This window comes from Pokkaliibacter sp. MBI-7, from assembly GCF_029846635.1.
GTDB lineage: Bacteria > Pseudomonadota > Gammaproteobacteria > Pseudomonadales > Balneatricaceae > Pokkaliibacter.
In genome coordinates this window covers 3,559,436-3,580,059 of record NZ_JARVTG010000001.1, presented here as the reverse complement: position 1 = coordinate 3,580,059, position 20,624 = coordinate 3,559,436, and the positions used below count along the sequence as shown (strand labels likewise).

The 20,624-nt window shown below is 59.7% G+C and carries 14 protein-coding genes; 5 read left to right on the top strand and 9 right to left on the bottom strand.

All coding sequences use genetic code 11. The annotated features are described in order from the left end of the window. Window positions 1-141: 141 nt before the first annotated feature. From QCD60_RS15845 to QCD60_RS15815, 7 genes are all read right to left on the bottom strand, one after another. Complete coding sequence (locus QCD60_RS15845; protein WP_279786933.1) at window positions 142-813, bottom strand: chemotaxis protein CheW; 672 nt, start codon at window positions 811-813, stop codon at window positions 142-144. After that, a complete protein-coding gene (locus QCD60_RS15840; RefSeq protein WP_279786931.1) occupies window positions 806-2,179 on the bottom strand; it encodes a CheR family methyltransferase in 1,374 nt (457 codons plus the stop codon). The genes QCD60_RS15845 and QCD60_RS15840 overlap by 8 nt, the downstream gene beginning before the upstream one ends. After that, entirely contained in the window at window positions 2,176-2,751 is a 576-nt protein-coding gene (locus QCD60_RS15835) for a chemotaxis protein CheW (RefSeq protein ID WP_279786929.1), read from the bottom strand. Before QCD60_RS15835 ends, QCD60_RS15840 begins: the two co-directional genes overlap by 4 nt. 110 nt (window positions 2,752-2,861) lie before the next feature. Further along, a complete protein-coding gene (locus tag QCD60_RS15830) occupies window positions 2,862-4,466 on the bottom strand; it encodes a methyl-accepting chemotaxis protein (protein ID WP_279786927.1) in 1,605 nt (534 codons plus the stop codon). A gap of 153 nt (window positions 4,467-4,619) precedes the next feature. Further along, complete coding sequence (locus QCD60_RS15825; RefSeq protein WP_279786925.1) at window positions 4,620-6,362, bottom strand: bifunctional protein-serine/threonine kinase/phosphatase; 1,743 nt, start codon at window positions 6,360-6,362, stop codon at window positions 4,620-4,622. Window positions 6,363-6,388: 26 nt separating this feature from the next. Beyond that, complete coding sequence (locus QCD60_RS15820; protein ID WP_279786923.1) at window positions 6,389-7,858, bottom strand: NarK family nitrate/nitrite MFS transporter; 1,470 nt, start codon at window positions 7,856-7,858, stop codon at window positions 6,389-6,391. A gap of 409 nt (window positions 7,859-8,267) precedes the next feature. Next, a complete protein-coding gene (locus QCD60_RS15815) occupies window positions 8,268-10,964 on the bottom strand; it encodes an EAL domain-containing protein (RefSeq protein ID WP_279786921.1) in 2,697 nt (898 codons plus the stop codon). 90 nt (window positions 10,965-11,054) lie between these two features. Between QCD60_RS15815 and QCD60_RS15810 the strand changes: the two genes are divergently transcribed. From QCD60_RS15810 to QCD60_RS15790, 5 genes are all read left to right on the top strand, one after another. Then, the gene (locus QCD60_RS15810; protein WP_279786919.1) at window positions 11,055-11,867 is read left to right on the top strand and encodes an ABC transporter substrate-binding protein; all 813 of its coding nucleotides are present in this window, start codon (window positions 11,055-11,057) and stop codon (window positions 11,865-11,867) included. A 329-nt stretch (window positions 11,868-12,196) separates the two neighbouring features. After that, window positions 12,197-15,157 (top strand): PAS domain S-box protein, encoded by a 2,961-nt coding sequence (locus tag QCD60_RS15805; protein ID WP_279786917.1) that lies wholly within the window; start codon window positions 12,197-12,199, stop codon window positions 15,155-15,157. Then, a complete protein-coding gene (locus QCD60_RS15800) occupies window positions 15,154-17,163 on the top strand; it encodes an ATP-binding protein (protein ID WP_279786915.1) in 2,010 nt (669 codons plus the stop codon). The genes QCD60_RS15805 and QCD60_RS15800 overlap by 4 nt, the downstream gene beginning before the upstream one ends. Window positions 17,164-17,360: 197 nt before the next feature. Next, entirely contained in the window at window positions 17,361-17,750 is a 390-nt protein-coding gene (locus QCD60_RS15795) for a response regulator (protein WP_279786913.1), read from the top strand. Beyond that, window positions 17,740-19,377, top strand: coding sequence for a diguanylate cyclase (locus QCD60_RS15790; RefSeq protein WP_279786911.1), 1,638 nt, complete (start codon window positions 17,740-17,742; stop codon window positions 19,375-19,377). The genes QCD60_RS15795 and QCD60_RS15790 overlap by 11 nt, the downstream gene beginning before the upstream one ends. Window positions 19,378-19,399: 22 nt before the next feature. Here QCD60_RS15790 and QCD60_RS15785 read toward each other — a convergent pair whose 3' ends face one another. Together QCD60_RS15785 and QCD60_RS15780 are read right to left on the bottom strand one after the other, a co-directional pair. Further along, on the bottom strand, window positions 19,400-20,269 hold the full coding sequence (locus QCD60_RS15785) for a CopD family protein (protein WP_279786909.1): 870 nt from the start codon (window positions 20,267-20,269) through the stop codon (window positions 19,400-19,402). Continuing rightward, a complete protein-coding gene (locus tag QCD60_RS15780) occupies window positions 20,266-20,622 on the bottom strand; it encodes a copper resistance protein CopC (protein ID WP_279786907.1) in 357 nt (118 codons plus the stop codon). The genes QCD60_RS15785 and QCD60_RS15780 overlap by 4 nt, the downstream gene beginning before the upstream one ends. Between the last annotated feature and the right edge of the window lie 2 nt (window positions 20,623-20,624).

Genomic DNA, 20,624 nt, shown 5'->3' with positions numbered 1-20,624 from the left:
CTTCCTTCAAAGGGTCCGGGTTCAACAGCCCGGCCATGACAAGGCAAAGGTAAATTCATTCAGCGTCGCGGTCACCGTATCTGCGTTGGCTTTGCCTCAACAACGCGGAGTGCCCCACTTGCAGCCGATAGTGGACAGCGGCTACGTCATATTGCGCGCCACGACCCGCAGCAACGCATCACTGTCGAGCAGGCGCAGGCTGTACTGGCGCCAGCGGACAATGGCTCGGGTACAGGGGCTGACCGCCTTGTCGGCACGATCATCACTCAGGTTCAGGCGCTGTACACCCAGCACTTCATCCACCGCGAAGGCGACCTTACCTTCTTCGTTACCGACCACCAGCAGACGGGGCCGCAGAGGTGCCCTGGCGCCACTGCGACGCGGCAACTCCAGCAACAGCGGCAACGACATGCTGACAAGCAGCGAGCCATCGACATTGACGATGCCCTCAATCGCCTGCGAACGCCGGTGCGGCAGGCTGTGCACCGGCAGAGGAGGTAATACCGTCGCCAGCGTCACCGTGGGCAACGCCAGCCACTCATCCCCCAGACGGAATACCAGCACCGACGTACCGCTGCTGCTGTCGTCGCTCTCCTCTGCGCCAGCCGTAAGCAGGTCACTGCCCTCCGTCAGCCCCTGCAGATCGTAACGGTCCAGCAACTGCACCGCCGCTTCAGCATAGACCGGGCAGTTATGGCAATGGATATGCTCCGCCAGCCGGGCGCAGGTGCGGTCACCGCGCACACCGATACGATTCCAGCAGTCGTCGATCTGTACTTCGCTGGAGAGCAAATGCTCCAGACGCTCAACCATGATGAGTCTCCATCATCCTTGCCCGCAAACGGCTGGCCGCCACGTGTTCGCCCTCGGCCTCCAGCAGAGCGGCCAGTTGCCCCAGCGCCTCGGTATGACGAGGTTGCAGATACAGCACTTTCCGATACCAGGACTGTGCCGCCAGACGATCACCGCCACTTTCTGCCAGTAATCCCAGCCAGTACAGTACCTGAGGCTGTTCGGCATGCTGCTGGTGCAACTGCCGGCACAGCACCAGCGCCCGACCGGTTTGTCCCTGATCTGCCAGCTGACGCACCTGTTGTAGCTGCAGTTCCAGTTCGCTGTGCGTGTCATTTGCCAGCGAGGCGTCGTGAGGTGGGTGTTGAATAGTGTGACCCGGCACCGCCGCTACAGGGCGTCTGACAACACTCCGCTCCTTGCCCTGTTTTGCAGCGTCTGCAGGTGTACTGTCGCCGTGGCTCCCGCCATGCCCTCCCGGCCAGCTGCGCAGGCGTTTTACCCCATCATCGCCATTCGGCACTGCGACGTTGACGGCCCCCCCTGTCAGCGCGCTGACTGTGCGGGCACGGCTTTCAGCAGTCTGTGGTTCAGGCTGGCTGCGGGCAAAAACAAAGGCCAGTGGCAGACCAAGCGGCTTCAGCCCCATCGCGGTCACTACGCTGGTTTCTGCTGGCCCGGAAAACAGCAGCCCGTCGTCACTGAGCATCGCCATCAGGCGGGACAACACCTGTTCCTGAGTGGCTCTGTCGAAGTAAATCAGCAAGTTGCGGCAAAAAATAATGTCATAGCTGGCACTGTTCATCGTCGCAGCGCTGTCGATGATGTTGCCCTGACGAAAGCTGACCTGCGCCAGCACCTGCGGTTGCAGCTGATAACCCGCCGCCGTTTCACTGAAATAGCGCTGACGAAAGCTCAGATGCTGACCACGAAAGGAGTTGCGGCTATAAAGCCCCAGTCTCGCCCGCTGCAACTGAATCTCGCTGATATCCATCGCTTCCACCTGAAAGCGCTCAGCAGCGATACCGGCATCGAGCAGTGCCATCACAATGGAGTACGGCTCCTCACCGGAGGAACAGGGCAGGCTGAGGATGCGCTGCGGACGCCTGGGCTGTTTACCCAGCCGCTGCCAGACCAGACGTGACAGTGCGGTGAATGACTCGCCATAGCGGAAGAACCAGGTCTCCGGCACCAGCAGGGCGTCCACCAGCGCCTTAACCTCTTCAGTCGAGCGTTGCAGCAGTTGCCAGTAGGCTTCCAGATCGGCCTGTCCTGCCTGTTGCTGGCGATAGCGCAAGATGCCTTCGACCACCGAGGCGCCAATGGAGTCGACATCAAGACCGATCAGCTCCTTGATGAAGCGAGCAAAGCGCAGATCAGCAATCACGATGACGTTTCTCCTGCTGCTGCCGACGGCGTCAGGGCCAGCAGTTTGTCAGCCGGAAACAGCAGGCTGTGAGCCTCTTCCGTCAGCAACCGCTGGATACTGACCCGTTGCACCAGACCACGCTCGTCACGACGCACCGGCCCGAGATAATCCTTTTCGCGCTGTTCCAGACCATGCTGGCTGAATTCGTGCACACCGCAGCGCAGGGTGGCAGTCGCCCGTTCCACCAGTACGCCAAACAATGGCGCACTGCTCTGTGCCATCTCGGCGCAGCCCTGTTGCTCTTCACGACCATAGCGGCTGAGCAGCAGGCGCGTACTGGTCAGGCGCCGGGCCGGTCGCCCCAGCGTCAGCGCACAAAGATCCAGTACCGGCACTACCTGATCATCATGAACAAAGATACCGGCGACCCAGTCAGGCATGCCCGCCAGCGGACGCAATGCAGGTACCGACAACACCTCGACGACACTGGCGACATCGCAGGCATAGCGTTCATCACCCAGCTGAAACAGCAGAAAAAGCCCACGTTGCTGCGCGCTACTGTCGCTGGCAACCTGTTGTACTTCACTCACGGCAGGCCTCTTCATTGCGGTATTTGCGGATAGGGTGGCCAGCGTTTCCCTGTTGGCCACCCTGCATGGCAGCGTGCTGCACCACTCTGCTACAAGTCACATACACGTGCTTATACCTTGAAGCGCGACACGCTGTTACGCAGACCGCTGGCCACCTGATTCATTTCATCAATGGTGAAGCTGGCCTGACGCAGGGAGTCCACTGTCTGGTTGGAGGCTTCGCTCAGCTGCACCAGTGCCTCGTTGATCTGCTCCGCACCGGTGGCCTGTGCCTGCATGCCTTCATTGACCATCAGGACGCGCGGTGCCAGTGCCTGGATCTGCTGGATCACCTGCGACAGCTGGTCGCCAATACGCTGCACTTCATACATGCCACGGCGCACCTCTTCCGAGAACTTGTCCATGCCCATCACCCCCGCCGATACCGCGGACTGGATTTCCCTCACCATCTGCTCGATATCGTAGGTGGCGACCGCCGTCTGATCGGCCAGTCGGCGTACCTGGGTGGCCACCACGGCGAAACCTTTGCCGTATTCGCCAGCCTTTTCGGCCTCGATAGCCGCATTGAGCGAAAGCAGGTTGGTCTGGTCGGCGACCTTGACGATAGTGGTCACCACCTGAGTGATACTGCCCGCCTTCTCGTTGAGTACGGCCAGCTTGGCGTTGACCAGCTCGGAGGCACTCATCACCTGATGCATGGTGTCTTCCATCCGCACCAGCCCCTGCTGCCCGGAATCCGCCAGCTGCGCGGCCTGTTCGGCTGAAACCGACACCTCGTTCATGGTCAGCACCAGCTCTTTGGAGGTAGCGGCAATCTCCCGCGAAGTGGCACCGATTTCGGTGGTCGTCCCGGCCGTTTCAGTAGCAGTAGCCTGCTGCTGCTTGGAGGTGGCCGCAATTTCATTGACCGCAGTAGCCACCTGTACCGCCGAACGCTGCGCCTGCGACACCAGCACCATCAGCTCTTCAGCCATGCCATTGAAGCCTTTTTCAATGGTGCCGAACTCATCCTCACGATTGAGCTGCAGACGGACAGTGAGGTTGCCTTCCTTCATCTGCTGGAAGGCAGCAAGGACATGATTGATGGGGCTCATGATGGCCCGCATCAGGCTCCAGCCCGACAGCAGCGCCACAGCGATCATGACCACCATCAGCGTCAGCATGGTGGTATTGGCCGTCGCCACCGCACTTTCGATACCGCTGACCGAGCTTTGTGACACTTCGCGGTTGTAGGCAATGATCTTGTTCAGGTTATCCCGGCCTTTCTGCCACAGTGGTCGTAATTGCTGAGCAATCAGCAGGTTAGCCTGGTCAGGCTGCTGACGGTCGAACAACGCCAGTACCTGGCTCTGTACCTGGCTGTAGTCATTCAGAATGGACAGAAAATCATCAAACTGGCGTCGGTCATCCTGCTCATCAATGGTTTTCTGATACTCCTGAACCAGCGATTTCAGGTTCTGCGTGTTATCGATAAAGGTAGCGCGATCCATCGGCAGCTCAGGCCGTACTTCCCGCACCAGCAGAAAGCTTTCGGTCCATGCCCCGCGAATCATGGTGCTGTAGTACATACCGGGAACCGAGTTGCTGCTGACCGTATCCACCCGGTGATTGATGGCCAGCATACGGCTATAAGAAATGACCACCATCAGCAGCATGATGGCCACCACAACAAGGAAGCTGGCCAGAATACGTTTACGCAGAGTCCAATTCTTCACAGCAGGGATTCCGTCGGGCAGGGAAAAAGGGAGGATCCACCGGGATCGCCTGAGGCTCGCCGGTAAAAACAATGTGACTAGGATAGACGCGGCAGGACTAAACGCTCAACCGCTTTGCGCATAGCAGAGGAGGATGACACCGGAAAGGTGTGTTCAGGTGCGGGAAAGCAGGCTCAGTAGCAGCATGACCAGCAGTATCGCGCTGATGATCTGCCAGAAACGCAGCGGATGGCGCTCAATCAGGGGTGCACGGAAGGTGCTGGCCTCCAGCGCCCGGTTGGGGACGCGGAAATCCTGCTCAAATTCAGACAATGCCGCATAACGGCTGGCTGGATTGGGCTGCAGCGCCTTGCGCAGGCAGGCATCCACCCAGGCCGGCAGATCTGCCCGATAGCGCCCCAGCGGAATATAGCACCAGTCGGCATAGCTGCGGCTTTTCAGTAACTGTTCGCGACTGCGTGAGGGATAGGGCAACTGGCCGGTGAGCATTTCATAGACCACCACCGCCAGTGAAAACAGATCGGCACGAAAGCTGGCTGGCTGACCAAACAGATACTCCGGCGCCACGTAGTCCACCGATCCCTGCGGCACGGCCTCCGCCTGCGGGGGTGCCACTTCCTGCAGGCCGGTGACAACCACGGTGCCCAGATCAATCACCTTGAGGACGCCGCTGCTGGTCAGCATCAGATTCTCCGGTTTCAGATCGCAGTGCACCATGTCCAGCCGCTGGAATGCGCGCAACGCGGTCACCATCTGCCCCAGCAACGGACGCACGGTCGCCAGTGAGGGCTGCGGATGATCATCAATCCACTGCCGCAGCGTCTGGCCACTGATCAGCTCGGCCAGATAATACATCCCGGTACGCGGCTGGGTACTGGCAGCCATGGCCAGCACCTGTTCATGCTGGAACTGGCGCCCGACCCACTCTTCCCGGGCAAAGCCCTGCAGATAGGCAAAGTCATCGGCGAAGTGACGGGACGGCACCTTCATTGCCCATTGCTGCCCGTCACGCTCATCTTCCACCCGATAGAGATGGGATCGCTGGCTGGCGTGCAGCACTTCCAGCACCCGATAGCCATCCAGTTTGTGTCCGACCTGCAATGCCGGTGGCACCGGCAGGCTGGCCAGCTGACGCTCGGCTTCCTCGCTGTCGGCGTGTGGCAGCTGCTCGACCTGCAGTAACAGGCAGCTGAGGTTATCATCACTGCCGGCCTGCAGCGCGCGTTCTGCCAGCCGCCGGGCCAGTGGTTCAAGATCACAGCCTGCCGCTTCATTCAGTGTTTGTGGCCAGTCAGATGAGGGCAGAAAAGCATGGACGCCATCGGTCGTCAGTACGAAGCCATCGCCCTCCTCCACCGTCAGACTGTGGTAATCCATCTGCAGGTGCGGATCACCGCCCATGGCCCGGTTAAGCACATCGCGCCCCTGCTGGCGCTGCAGATGATCGCGGGTCAGACACTCCAGCTGACCGCGTCGCCAGAGGTAGATGCGACTGTCGCCGATGTGGAATACATGGGCCGTCTGCGACCTGATCACCAGCAGTGACAAGGTGGTGAGCATGCTCTGCCCCTGCAGCCCCTGCTGGTACAGCCAGCTGTTGAGCCCTTCCAGCACCCGCACCACCGACTTTTTCACGCCCCAGGCGTCAGGGGTACTGAAGTAGTCATTAAGAAAGCTGGTCACGCAGGTCTGACTGGCCTGCGCGGCGCGGCCACTGCTGCTGACACCGTCACAGATCAGCGCGGCCATGCCTTTACCCAGCTCGGCACGGGTCTGCGGCATACGCAGAGCAAAGGCATCCTGATTCTCGGCTTTAAGCCCGGCGCTGGAGTAACCTCCGCAACGAACCTGCAAGGGCAACAACACGGCAGAAGGCAGGACGCTGACAGTGCTCATCGCGGCACTCCTTTCACAGCATGGGCTCAGCTGACGCGAATCAGCTGCACGGAACCGTCTTCACCCACTTCGGCGATTTCGCCACGGGGCTCTTCCATCATCAGCAGCACGGCAAAGCCCAGCAAGGCCGTGGCGGCAATCACGGAGAAAAACACCTGATAGCTGGTGACTGACAGAATGGTCAGATAGAACACCGAACCTACATTGCCGTAGGCGCCGGTCATCCCGGCAATCTGTCCGGTCAGGCGCCGCTTGATCAGCGGTACGACGGCAAATACTGCACCTTCGCCCGCCTGCACAAAGAACGAACAGGCCATGGCGGCAATCACCGCCACCACCAGCGGCCAGCTGCTGTCGATCATGGCCATCAGGAAATACCCCAGCGCCAGACCCAGTGTCAGCACCAGCAGGGTGATCTTGCGGCCAAAACGGTCACTCAGCCAGCCGCCGCCGGGGCGCGACATCAGATTCATGAAGGCATAGGCAGAAGCCACCAGCCCGGCCTTGACCGGATCAAGACCGAAAGTCTCCGAAAAGAACAACGGCAGCATCGACACCACCGCCAGCTCGGAACCAAAGGTAGCAAAGTACAACACGTTGAGTACCGCCACCTGCCTGAATTTATAGCGATGCAGCTCGGGCACCGGGGCCTTGAACAGATGCGCGTTGACCTGCCAGACCTTCCAGGCATCGAACAGATAGATTGCCACCAGCGCCCCATAGATGATTACCGCCGCTGTTTCACTCAGCAGGCTGACCCCCTGCGGTGACAGCTTCCAGGTCAGCAGGGCCAGAGCGGCATACATCGGCAGTTTCATGATCAGCAGCAGATAGAGATCACCCACACTGGTCACTTCCATGGCGGCGATTTGCTTCGGACGGAAATAGGTCGAGCCCTTGGGCGTATCGGTGACGTTCAGATACCAGACCACGCTGAACAGCAGACACAGGGCGCCGCTGATACCAATCGCATACCGCCAGCCATCGGCCCCACCGAACAGCAGTGCCAGCGTCGGCAGCACCATGGCCGCCGCGGCAGAGCCAAAGTTGCCCCAGCCACCGTAAATACCTTCAGCGGTGCCAAGTTCATGGGCAGGAAACCACTCACTGACCATACGGATACCAATAACGAAACCTGCCCCGATAAAGCCCAGCAGGAAGCGACCGAGAGCCGCCTGAGCAAAGTTATCGGCTAGGGCAAACATGAAGCAGGGAATGCTGGAGACCGCCAGCAGCAGGGCATAACTCAGACGCGGGCCATACTTGTCGGTGAGCATGCCGATGATGACCCGGGCCGGGATGGTCAGTGCCACGTTAAGGATCAGCAGGGTTTTCACCTCGGCCTTGCTCAGGCCCAGGCTGGATGCAATGGCTTCCAGCAAGGGCGCATGGTTGAACCACACCACGAAGGTCAGAAAGAAGGCGATCCAACTCAGGTGCAGGATTTTCATCTTGCCTCTGAAGGAGGCCAGATTGAAACGTTCAATCTTGTCCATGGTGCAGTCCTCTTCGCAAATCAGCTATATCAGTCTCAACTCGCAGATATCGCCCAACAAAAAAGGCGTTCGCTCCCGTCCGGTAATGCCGGCAGGAGAGAACGCCTTTGTTGGTCTCATCAGCCGTACAGGCAATCGGTGCTAACCGTTACCTGCCTCTGCTGTGAGGAAATATCTCATTGTGAAGTTGCAACCAAGCAAGACCCAGGCCAGAGCAGGAAAGCTGCTGTATTTTATGGCGTTAAGCTCTACAACAGTGCGCTGCCCGCGGCGCAATTTATAAATCACCACGGAGCAATGTTTGAGGCATCAGGGTACGGCTTATGAGGCGCCACGATGCAATATGAAGCACCGCACTGGCCTGCAGCGGCCAGACTGCCCCAAAAAGAGGCGCCCGACCCGCACGCCGTTAAGACGTCTGAGTGATGCCGCTCTGCTGTTGCCAGCGCTCCATGAAGAGGGTCACAACCAGCGGCTTGGCATACCGGTAGCCCTGCCCCATCGGGCACTGTTCGGCCACCAGAAACGCCGCCTGCTCATCGGTCTCAATCCCCTCTGCCACTACCTGCAGCCCCATGCTGCGGGCCATGGCCAGAATACCGCGAATGATACTTTCAGCCGCTTCCGACTCACCGATGGCACGGACGAAGGAGGTATCAATCTTCACCACCTGTACCGGCCAGTCTTTCAGTAACGACAGCGACGAGTAGCCGGTGCCGAAGTCATCCAGCGCCAGACCAATACCCAGCATGCGGAACTGGCGGATATTCTCACGCACCTGCTCGGTAGCCGACATCAGTGCGGTTTCGGTGATTTCCATTTCCAGCCGGCGGGGATCAATACCATAACGCACCACCAGCTCGTGGACCCGCTCGGCCACCGCCTGACGCTCAAGCTGCGCCGCCGACAGGTTGATGGACAAGCGTGGCAGATGAATCCCGGCCTGATCCAGCTCCTGCATATGGCGCAGGCTCTGCTCCAGAATCCAGTCACCCAGCAGCAGGATCAGATCACTGCCTTCGGCCAGAGGGACAAACTCATCCGGCCCGGCCTGATCCCAGCGCACCAGCACTTCGGCACCGACGATCTGTTCAGTCTGCAGATCCACCTGCGGCTGCAGCGTCAGCCACAACCCCTTGCTGTCATGATCCAGCGCCGAGCGCAGCGCCAGCTCCAGCATATTGCGCCGTCTGACCCGCTGGCTGAGGCTGATGTCGAAGAAGGCATAGCCACTCTTGCTTTCCTTGGCGGCATACATGGCCAGCTCGGCTGCCTGCACCAAAGGCGCACTGAGCATACCCGGCTCACGGAAGGTCAGCCCCAGACTGGCGCTGATGCTGATACGCTGACGTTCCCAGAAGTAGGGTTCCTGAATGACCTGCAGGATCTGCGTCGCCATCACCGCCAGCTCATTTTCGTCGCGACAGGAGTGAACGATAAAGGCGAACTCATCGCCCCCCAGACGGGCCAGCAGATCACCGCTGGGAAGAATGGCGCGGAAGCGGTTGGCCAGAGTGATGAGCAGTGCATCACCGGCAGGGTGCCCGAGGGTGTCGTTAAGCTCCTTGAAGCGGTCCAGATCCAGATAGATCAGAGACAGCGGTGCCGTTTCTTCATGAACCTGCTGCTCCAGCAGTTCCATAAACCACAGCCGGTTGGGCAGACGGGTCAGGGTGTCATGGCGTGACAGATACAGCGCACGCTGCTCAGCGCGTTTTTGCTCGGTGACGTTCTCATGAATCGCCACGTAGTACTGCGGCTGCTGACTCTTGTCGAGCAGTGGCGTGACGGTCTGATTGACGGTAATCAGCTTGCCTTCCCGGGTGCGGTTGACCACCTCGCCCTGCCAGACCTGCCCACTGTTGATGGTGCGCCAGAAGCGCTCATAGAACGCCGCGCTCTGCTTGCCGGAGTTAAGAATCGAAGGCTGCTGTTGCAGTGCGTCTTCGCGGCGGTAGCCGGTCAGCTGCTCGAAGGCCTTGTTGACCCAGATGATGCGTCCGCTGGTATCGGTAATGAAGACCGCATTGGCGGCTGAGCACAGAGCGGCACTGAGCAGACGGTTACGCTGCTCACTGCGCATCAGCCAGGCGATGTGGAAGGCCACATACAGCGCCAGCAAGCCCAGAATCACCACCACCACAGCCAGCAGCCCCAGCAGTCGGGAGCGGGACTGACGCCAGTTGCTCCATACCTGATCCGCTGACAGATTCACTTCCAGCACCAGTGGATACTGGGTCGGTGAACGGTAGGCCAGCACGCCGATATCGGTGCGGCCCAGCCAGTGATCCAGCCAGCCGGTGCTCGCTTGCCCCGGCATATCCAGCTCACCGTAAGCATTACGCTCCAGCAGGTTCTGTGAGCGGGCCCGCTGCTCCAGCCGCGCGGCAAAATTATCCGGATGAAAGGGCACCGTCATCAGCAGTTCGCCGCGGTAGGAATACAGCGAAACATCGCCCCCCTGACTGGCCTGCACCCCGGCAAAGACGTCCTCAAAAAACTCCGTGGCCAGAGCACCGTAGATGTAGTACTCGTGCCCCTGATTGCTGCGCAGCAAGGCACAGAGGGGGATATACCACGAGGAGGATGTCGCCTTGTCTCCCGGCCAGCGCCCGCGTTGCGGTGATCCGAGGCGCAGGCTGCCGGCCATCATCTGATGACCGTTGATGGTATGGGTGCAGCTCTCCAGCAGTGCCGGTGCAACTTCGACACCCAGCTGCTCAGGCGCACTGCGGACCCCCTTCCGGTCAGGGTCGACCAGAGTCAGGGAGCGCAATGCGGGCAACTGCTGCAGCACGTCGGCCATGTGCGCCTGCAGCTGCTGGTCGGTGGGATGTTCATCAACCGCTTCCCCCAGCAGCATGGCATACCAGCGCACCTGCTCCAGCGTGCGGGTGATGGCATCGGTGGTGAGTGAGGCTGACTGGGCGGCATATTGTCTGGCAGAGTCCAGCGTCTGCTGACGTCCCTGCATAAAGGCGGCGCCACTGACCACCACCAGGGCAATCAGCATGCAGGCGACAAATACCCCCAGCACCAGCCATTGCCTGAGCATGGCGGAGCCTTTTAAAACAGGTGTAGTACTACGTTCTTCGATCGCTGACATATATCAATACTGACTAAACTCTGATCCCTAGAATAATGACCGTCGTGGGCAGCCCCACAGTATCAACGGACACAAGGAAGCGACATCAACATGGCACTCGCTCACAGCAAACCACTCTGCACTCTGCTCTTAAGCTCAGCCCTGGGGCTGGCTGCCACATTGCCAGCGTTCAGTATGGCGGACAATCGCCAAAACGACATACTCAGCCGTCACGAACTGCGGACGTGCATCTGGCCGCAATATTATTCGATCAGCTATAGCAATCCCAAGACTGGCGAGCTAGAAGGCATTGATATTGATCTGGCGCATGAATTGGCCAGCCGCCTTGGGGTCAATGTGCAGTTCATCCCCAGCAGCCATGCTGAATTTGCGCAGGATCTCAGTACCGGCCGCTGTGACATCGCCATGTTTGGCATTGCCATCACCCCCGCCCGTCAGCAGCAGGCAGACTTCAGCCAGCCTTATCTGGCCAGCGCCATGTATGCCGCCGTGCGCAGCCGCAACTCGCGCATCACCGACTGGCAGGACATGGACCAGCCCGGCAATCTGGTGATCGTGCAGCAGGGTACCTACTTTGAGAATCTGATGAAGCAGCAGTTGCAGCAGGCAAAGCTGGTCATCGTCTCCCAGCCGCAGGAGCGTGAGGCCTGGCTGAAAGCCGGACGCGGTGACGCCTTTCTGACCGACTTCCCCTACGGCAAACAGCTGATCAAAGAAAATGACTGGATCAGCCTGCTACGCGCCCCGGATGGCAGCCCCCGCTTTCAGTACGCCTACGCCGTCGCCAAAGACCAGCCCAACTGGCTGGCAGCCATCAATCAGTTCGTCAGCGACATGAAGCACAGTGGCAGGCTCAAACAACTGGCGGAAAAACATGGCCTGGCGCCTATGCTGATCCCCTGACCTGCCGTTTCTGCGGTCTGCCCACTCTGCTACCGGCAGGGTCATGGGCAGAGCTGCGCGCCCTTCTCTCCTGCTGTGCTGACGTTTTCTCAGGGCACCGTTCAACTGCAGTATTTCTTTAGCCGGCGAATAAACCGACGCCGTGCTGTCGGTGTCAACTCATCCCTCTTTGCCGCCAGCCGCCAGCCGGGTCGTGACATCCCGGTGTCAGGGGCTAAGCTGGTGGTTAAAGCATGTAAGGTTAAATTGCTCAGTGTTTATCTTCCGGCCTGCCGCCAGGGACCGCAGCCCGCCGGAACTTCGCCGGTGCTGTTATGGAGTCTCTGGGTGTGACCAAACCACTCCCGCGTTATCAACCCGCTGTCCCTGCAGATAACGAAGCCGGCCGACTGGCCGCCCTGCACAGCTACGCCATTCTCGACACCGCGGCCGAGCAGGCCTTTGACGACTTCACTGCGCTGGCCGCGCAGCTGTGTGGCACTCCCCTTTCCCTGATTTCACTGGTCGATAAAGACCGGCAGTGGTTTAAAAGCTGTCTGGGGCTGGACGACAGAGAAACACCCCGGGACATGGCCTTCTGTGCCCATGCCATTCTCACCGACGAGTTACTGATCGTGCCGGATGCACTGGAGGATGACCGCTTTGCCGACAATCCACTGGTGACCGGCCCTCCCCATATTCGCTTCTACGCCGGTGCGCCGCTGATCACCCCCGGCGGTTTCCGCATTGGCTCGCTGTGCGTCATTGACCAGCAGCCACGCGCCCTCAGCGAGGCGCAGGGCAACGCCCTCAAACGGCTGGCGCGGCAGGTGATCAACAAACTGGAACTGCTGCAGAAGCTCAAGCGCGAACAGACACTGGAAGCACTGGCCCGTCATCAGACCAGCAATGCCCTGCGCCATCAGCAGGCACTGCGCGCACTCAACGATATTGCCGGATTGCCCGGCAGTGACCGGCTCGCCAGCCTGCGCCATGCGCTGGCAATGGGCAGTGATTACTTCAAACTGCCCTTTGCCATCATTAGCCGTATTGAAGGAGATGACTACGAAGTACTGCTGCACTCGTCGCCTCCCGACACCCTGCAGGACAGTCAGCACTTCGCCCTGGGCATCACTTACTGCCAGCTGGTTACAGAGCGAGGTAGTACCATTGCCATCCACCATATGCGTGACTCGATCCACGCCAGCCACCCCTGCTACAGCAGCTTCAAACTGGAGGCCTATATTGGCACGCCTGTGGTGGTGGACGGCAAAGTCTTCGGCACCCTGAATTTTTCCTCCCCTACCCCACGGGACGAGCCATTTGATGAGGCTGAGCTGGAGTTCCTGCGGCTGTTTGCCCGCTGGACAGGCACCATGCTGGAGCAGCATCTGCAGGATGAGCAGCAGCGTTCTGCACTACAACGCTTACAGAAGATTGCCGCCCATGTGCCTGGCATGGTGTTCCAGTACCGCCGGCGGGCCGACGGCACCCGTCACTTCCCCTATATCAGTGAAGGGGTGAGGGAGATTTATGGATTATCGCCGGAACAGCTGCAGAACGATGCCAGTCCGGTATTCGGGCTGATCCATGAAGATGATGCTGAAGAAACAATGAACAGCATCCAGCAGTCCGCTGCGACACTGCAGCCCTGGCACTACCAGTATCGTGCAAACCATCCGCAGAAGGGCGTGATCTGGCTCGATGGCAATGCCACCCCGGAACGTCTGGAGGACGGCTCCACGCTCTGGCACGGCTTTATTACTGATATCACCGAGCGCCGTCGCCAGCAGGAAGAAATTGTCCGATCCCGGAGCTACCTGCAGGCGATTCTCGACTCCTCCACCGAAGTGGCCATGATCGCCACCGACCCGGTTGGGATCATCAGCTATTTCAATACTGGCGCAGAACGGCTGCTGGGCTATTCCGCAGCGGAGCTGGTAGGCAAAACCAGCCCCGCCGTCTTCCATGTGCAGGAAGAAATCGAGGCCCATGGCCGATATCTGAGCGAACGGTATGGCTACCCCATCAGTGGTTTCGATGTATTTATCACCGAAGCTCAGAAAAGAGGCAGTGAGACGCGGCAATGGACGTATATCTGCAAGAATGGTGAGCACCGTCAGGTCAGGCTGACCACCACCCGTATTCAGGACAGCGAAGGCAATATCCAGGGCTTCCTCGGTGTCGCCATCGACATGACGGCGCTGATTGAGACCAGCGAAGCCCTGCTGGAAAGTGAAAACCGCTATCGTGGCATGCTGCAGAACCTGCCGGGTATGGTCTACCGTCGCCATGCCGACCCCTTGCAGCCTTTCAGCTATTGCAGCGATGCCTTCAGTGACCTGACCGGCTACGCACTGACCCAGCTGAGCGCACAGACACCCGCCAGTCTGATTCATCCTGCCGACCAGCAGCGAGTGCAGTTACAGATGGAAGAGGCGATCTCTCACCAGCATGCCTACGACATCAGCTACCAGCTGCTGCACGCCGATGGTCGTCTGATCTGGGTGCAGGACCGCGGCCGGGCCGAGTATGACGAACAGGGCCAGTTACGCTGGCTGGACGGCTTCCTGCAGGACATCAGTGAGCGTAAGAAGGTCGAACTGATGAAGAGTGAGTTTGTCTCTATCATCAGCCATGAGCTGCGTACCCCGCTGACCTCCATTTATGGCGCTCTGGACCTGATCCATGGTCAGGTCGTCGGCCAGGCACCTGCGACCATGGCCGCCATGCTCGATGTGGCCTGGGACAACAGTCAGCGTCTGTGCCAGCTGGTGGATGATCTGCTGGACATGGACAAGATCGTCGCCGGCAAGCTCTCCATTCATCCGCATCGCCAGCGGCTGCCGCCGATTATTACCGAGGCCTGCCGCAGCAGTAGCGGCTATGCCAGCAAATATCAGGTGCAATTCCATATCGGCCCACTGGCCGATGTGGAGGTCATGGTGGACTCAGTGCGCCTGCATCAGGTACTGCTGAACCTGCTGTCCAACGCCGCCAAGTTTTCGCATCAGGGCGGGCGGGTCGATATAGGCACGGAGTTGCAGGATGGGCAGGTAAAAGTCTGGGTGCAGGACCACGGCTGCGGCATTCCCGACGCATTTCGCTCCAGGCTGTTCCAGAAGTTCAGTCAGGTGGATGCGTCGTCAACGCGACGTGCGGGAGGCACCGGGCTGGGTCTGGCCATTTCCCGTGAGCTGGTGGAACAGATGAGCGGACAGATCGGTTTTGACTCAGTAGAGGGTCAGGGCTCAACCTTCTGGTTTATGCTGCCTGTTCTGAGCCCCGCCGGGGAAGGTGAAACATCATGACGGATCAGGCCTCTCCCGCATTCCAGTCGGTCCTGCAGCCACAACAGGCCCGACTCCCGTGGTACAGCGGCGGCTGGCAGGCGCTGCTGGCACTGATTCTGATGCTGGCCGTCAGTGAATTCATTCTGCATCAGCAGCGCCAGCAATATGACAACGAGCAGCGTCAGGAGCTGCTTGTCAGCATGGGGCAACTGCGCACTCTGATTGATACCGAGCTGAACAGTAATCTCTATCTGGCCTCCGGGCTGGTGTCTTACCTGCGTGCCCAGAATGGTCAGTACGATAACGATACGCTGGAGCCCTGGATCAGAGGCCTGCAGCAGCAGGGTAAATATATCCGCAATATCGGTATTGCCCCGGATAACCGAATCAGCTATGTCTACCCTCTCAAGGGCAATGAGCAGGCTATCGGTCTGTTCTATCCCAACATTCCCAACCAGTGGCCCAGTGTTGCCCGGGCCATCCGTCAGCAGCGCGCTATTCTGTCCGGGCCCGTGCCCCTGCGTCAGGGTGGACAGGGCCTGATCTTCCGTGCGCCGGTGTTTCTGGCAGATGGCCATTACTGGGGCATCGTCAGTACCGTGCTGGATGCTGATGCCGTGCAGGAGTCACTACGCCAGGCCGCGGCCCAGCTGCACATCAGTTACGCCCTGCGCAATCTGGATGAAGATGAGCATCCGCAGCTGAGCAACAACACGGGGCTACTGGACAGCACGGCGGTCAGCAATGACATCATTGCCGCAGGAACCCGCTGGCGTCTGCTGGTGGCACCACGCGATGGCACCCCTGTGCTGGACCAGCGCCTTGGCTATGGTCTGGCCATCACCGTCTCCCTGCTGACCGCACTGCTGCTGCTTAACCTGTGTCGCGCCTACCGCCGCCAGACCCTGATCCTGCAGGCACTGGCGGAAAGTCAGCAACGCTTCGCCGGCGCCTTTGAGACGGCGCCACAGGGCATGGCCCTGCTCAGCCCCCAGGGCCAGCTGATGGAGTGCAACACCACCCTGTGCCAGTTGCTGGGACAAAGTGCCAACAGCCTCGGTGGCCAGTCACTGCTGGAGCTGACTCACCCGCTGGATCAGCCCGTCAGCAAACAGATGCTGCATGCCCTGCGCAAGGGCCAGCAGCGTAACTATCAGCAGGAAAAGCGCTACCGGCGGGCCAATGGCGACTGGATTGATGTCTGGGAAAGCGCCGCACTGGTCAACTGTGCCAGCGGGGCTGACTATCTGATCCTGCAGATTCAGGACCTGACGGAATTCAAGCGTATGGAGCGCATCAAGAGCGACTTTATCGCCACCATCAGCCACGAGCTGCGCACCCCGCTGACCGCGATCGTCGGCGCCCTTGATCTGGTGAGGGCCGGTGTCGTCGGTGACGCCCCGGCGCAGCTGACGACCATGCTCGACATCGCACACGATAACAGCCAGCGCCTGAGCCAGCTGATTGATGACCTGCTGGATATGGACAAACTGCGGCGCGGCCAGATGCGCTTTGAGCTGCGTCCGCAGCAACTGCAGCCGCTGCTGGAAAGTGCCATCACGCTTAATCAGTCGTTGCTGAAAGAGTTTCCGGTACAGTTCCAGCTGCTTAATCACACCGATGTGGAGGTGGAAGTCGACAGCCAGCGTCTGCTGCAGGTGATCGGCAACTACCTGTCCAATGCAGCCAAGTTCTCCCCGGCACAGGGGGTGATCGAGATCGAATCGGAAACCTATCGGCATCGTGTCAGGGTCAAGGTCCGCGACTTCGGCCCTGGCGTACCGGCAAGTTTTCACGCCCATATCTTCCAGCAGTTCAGTCAGGCAGACTCCTCCAGCCGCCGTCAGCAGGGCGGTACCGGGCTGGGGCTGGCGATCTGTAAGGAGCTGATCCGACATATGGGCGGCGATGTGGGCTTTGACTCCATTGAAGGGCTCGGCGCCTGCTTCTGGTTCGAGCTGCCCATTCTGTCCAGAAATGAACCTGAAACACCGCAGCAGCATCAGGGGGCAACCGCGTCATAATGGAATCTGCTGGCCGATCAGGCGCAGCTAAATTACCGGTAGCAACATAACGCGGCTCCGCCTATCCTTTGGAGGCTTGCTGCTAAGCACCGGCGTATGCCCGACGCGAAGTGTTTACGGCCCAGCACAGAGTAAACAACCGTTAGCAACCATGCTCTGCGAGAGCGATAACTCTTTCATGTCTAAGGCAAATATCAATGGATGAGCTGAAGCGCATCATGCACGTCGAAGATGATCCTTCCATTCAGGCGGTAGCCCGGGTGGCACTGGAAGTCGTCGGCGGTTTTCAGGTGCTGACCTGCTCTTCCGGCCAGGAGGCTCTGGACAAAGTACAGGACTTCGCACCGCACTTTATCCTGCTCGATGTCATGATGCCCGGTATCGATGGTGCCGAGACCCTTGAGCGTCTGCGCAAACTGGTGGATCTGACAGATATTCCGGTGGCGTTCATGACCGCCAAGGTGCAGCCCGAAGAGGTTGCCTATTATCACAGCCTGGGTGCCAGCGATGTGATCATCAAGCCGTTCAGTCCCATGCAACTGGCCACACAGGTCAGAAACATCTGGAACAAGCACCATGATCGATGAACGCGGCGCCGAGCTGCAGCAGCAACTGCAACTTCTGGCCGAGCAGTTTATCGCCCATCTGCACAGTGAAGTACCTGCGTTACAGCAGCTGGCCGCCAGCCTGCCCGATGCCGGTACCAGTACCCGGGAAACCCTGGCCGATCTGCGCCAGCGACTGCACCGACTGGCTGGCAGTGCCGGCACCTACGGTTTTGAACAGCTGGGCCAGGACTGCCGCAACAGGGAGCAGCAGACCGATCAGCTGCTGACCCTCGACAGCATTGAGCCCGAAAAGCTGCTGCGACTGGCGCAAGCCATGCACACTCTCAGCGTACCGCAACCGACGGCGTCGCAGTCCCTGACCTCGCTGCTGACGCCTGAGCCGGTCCCGGAACAGCAGGACGATACGCTGCTGTATATTCTCGAGGCCGATCAGGACATGGCCGACAGCCTGCAGAACACCCTGAGTAACTTCGGTTACCGGGTCCGGCTGTTCGCCGACGACGCCCTTCTGCATCAGGCCTGCCTGCAGCAGCGTCCCGATGCGCTGATTGTCGACTTTGATCACCATCCGCAACTGAATAAGGCCGCCATGCTGAGTAACGGCCAGGCCAACCTCACTGTGCCGCTGTTCGTTCTTACCAGCCAGGATGACTTCGCCACCCAGCTCAAGGCTGCCAGTGCTGGCGCCAGTGGTTTTCTCAGCAAGCCGGTGAACTTTTCAGCACTGGAGAACAGCCTCGAACGTTACTTCCGGCGTCAGACCGACGAACCCTACCGGGTACTTATCATCGATGATGACCATGAGCTGTCATCGCGTTATGCACTGGTACTGCGCGCCGCCGGGATGATGGTGGAAGTGCTGGACAACCCGGCGGATATTCACCCGACGCTGATGCGTTTTCACCCCGAAATCATTCTGCTCGACGTCAATATGCCGGAGTGTCCCGGCCCTTATCTGGCGCAGATCATCCGCTTCCATGATGAGTTGCTGCAGATTGCCATTGTCTATGTGTCCGGCGTGGTGGACGCACACCGGCAGATGGATGCCCTGCTACGTGCCGGGGATGACTTCATCACCAAACCCGTCAGTGACCAGACGCTGATTACTACCGTCTTTGCCCGGGTACGTCGCGCCCGCACCCTCGCCAACTCCCTGTCACGGGACAGCCTGACCGGGCTGATCACCCACGCCAATATCAAGGAGCAGGTCGTGCTGGAGACGGAACGTGCCCGCCGGTTCGACAAGGTGACCAGTGTGGTGATGCTGGATATCGACCACTTCAAACGGGTCAATGACACCTATGGTCATCTCACTGGTGACAACGTCATCCGCACCCTGGCCAACATGCTGCGCCAGCGTCTGCGTAAGATTGACAGCATTGGCCGTTACGGGGGTGAGGAGTTCGCTCTGGTGATGCCGCAGAGTAGCAGTGCAGATGCCGCCCGGGTGATCGACCAGATTCGTGAGGACTTTGCCAAACTGCAGTTTCAGGCGGGCGATGAAACCTTCACCGTCACCTTCAGCGCCGGTATCACGGACACCTCCAGCCCGATCGAATCGAAGCAGGTGCTGGAGGTGGCTGACCGTGCCCTGTACGCCGCCAAGACCGCTGGCCGTAATCAGGTCAGGGTGCTGCTGGAGTAAACACACGCCAGCGTGCAGCAGATCAGCCTTCCGGTCCCATCAGGGTCGTCAGCAATACTGTGACCAGCAGCACCGCCAGTCCGAGCAGCTTTTCCACCTTCAGGGACAGGTCAAGTGCGCGGCTGCTGGCGGGTAACGCTGGCACCAGTTGCCAGCGATTGAGCGCGGCCAGCAGCAATAATCCGCTCACCAGCAGCAGCTTGAGCAGTATGCTCTGGCCATACACAGAATCCACCAGCCCCTGCCAGTGGCCACCACTGATGCGCCACAGCATGAAGACTCCGGCCAGCAGCAACAGGGCCACCAGATATCCCGCCAGCTCCCCAAAGCGCGTCAGCACCGCTGCTGCATGATGGGGTTTAGTCAGCTGCAGGTGCTGCCACAGTGGCAACAGGCTGCCCATCCAGATCAGTGCGGTCAGCGCATGCAATGCCACCGTAAGGGCTGCCAGACCGCCCTCCGTGGCCATATGTCCACTGCTGGCAAAAGAAGCAGCTATCAGCGTACCCGCCACTCCTGCCAGCCAGCGATACTGCCCGGCATGATGCAGATGACGACGGCTGATCAGCACCACGACAGCCGCCAGCAGGCGCAGCCATGCTGTCGTGCCATTGCCCGATGACCACAACATGCCTGCCAGTGATGCATCGAACATACCCGCCACACCGTCTTCAGCCAGCGCGCCTACCTGAATCAGGAAAGACAGCAGCGTCATGACCAGCGTGCCACCGCAACCCACCCACAGATAGCGTCGCAGCCATGGCTCCACCTCCGCAGAATAAAGACAGTTGCGCATAAACAGCGCGCCTGCCAGTGCGGCCATCGCACCATAGCTGCCCAGCTTGCTCAGCAGGGTCAGCACTTCCCACCCGGACAACGTACCCAGCATCATGGTTTGACGACGAAGCCGAACTCACCGGACATCTTGTGGCCATCATGTCCCAGACAGATCCATTTGACCGCGTAGGTGCCCTGCGGCAACGCCGGTGTCGCAATGGTATGTACCGCTTCGGCCACCCGCTGCACCGGCAGAGTGATCGCCTCACCGCCGGCAGGCTGCACGGTCACCTTGGTGAGGGTCACCGCCATCGGAAACGTCAGGGTGATATGGCCGGGCGAGGCACTGAGCACCTGCTTGTCGGCAGGTTCTGTACTCTGAATCGCCATATGGGCCTGTGCGGACAGGGTCAGGCCGGCACTCAGCATTGCCAGTACCAGTGTCAAAATGCGGGATAAGCGCTGCATTG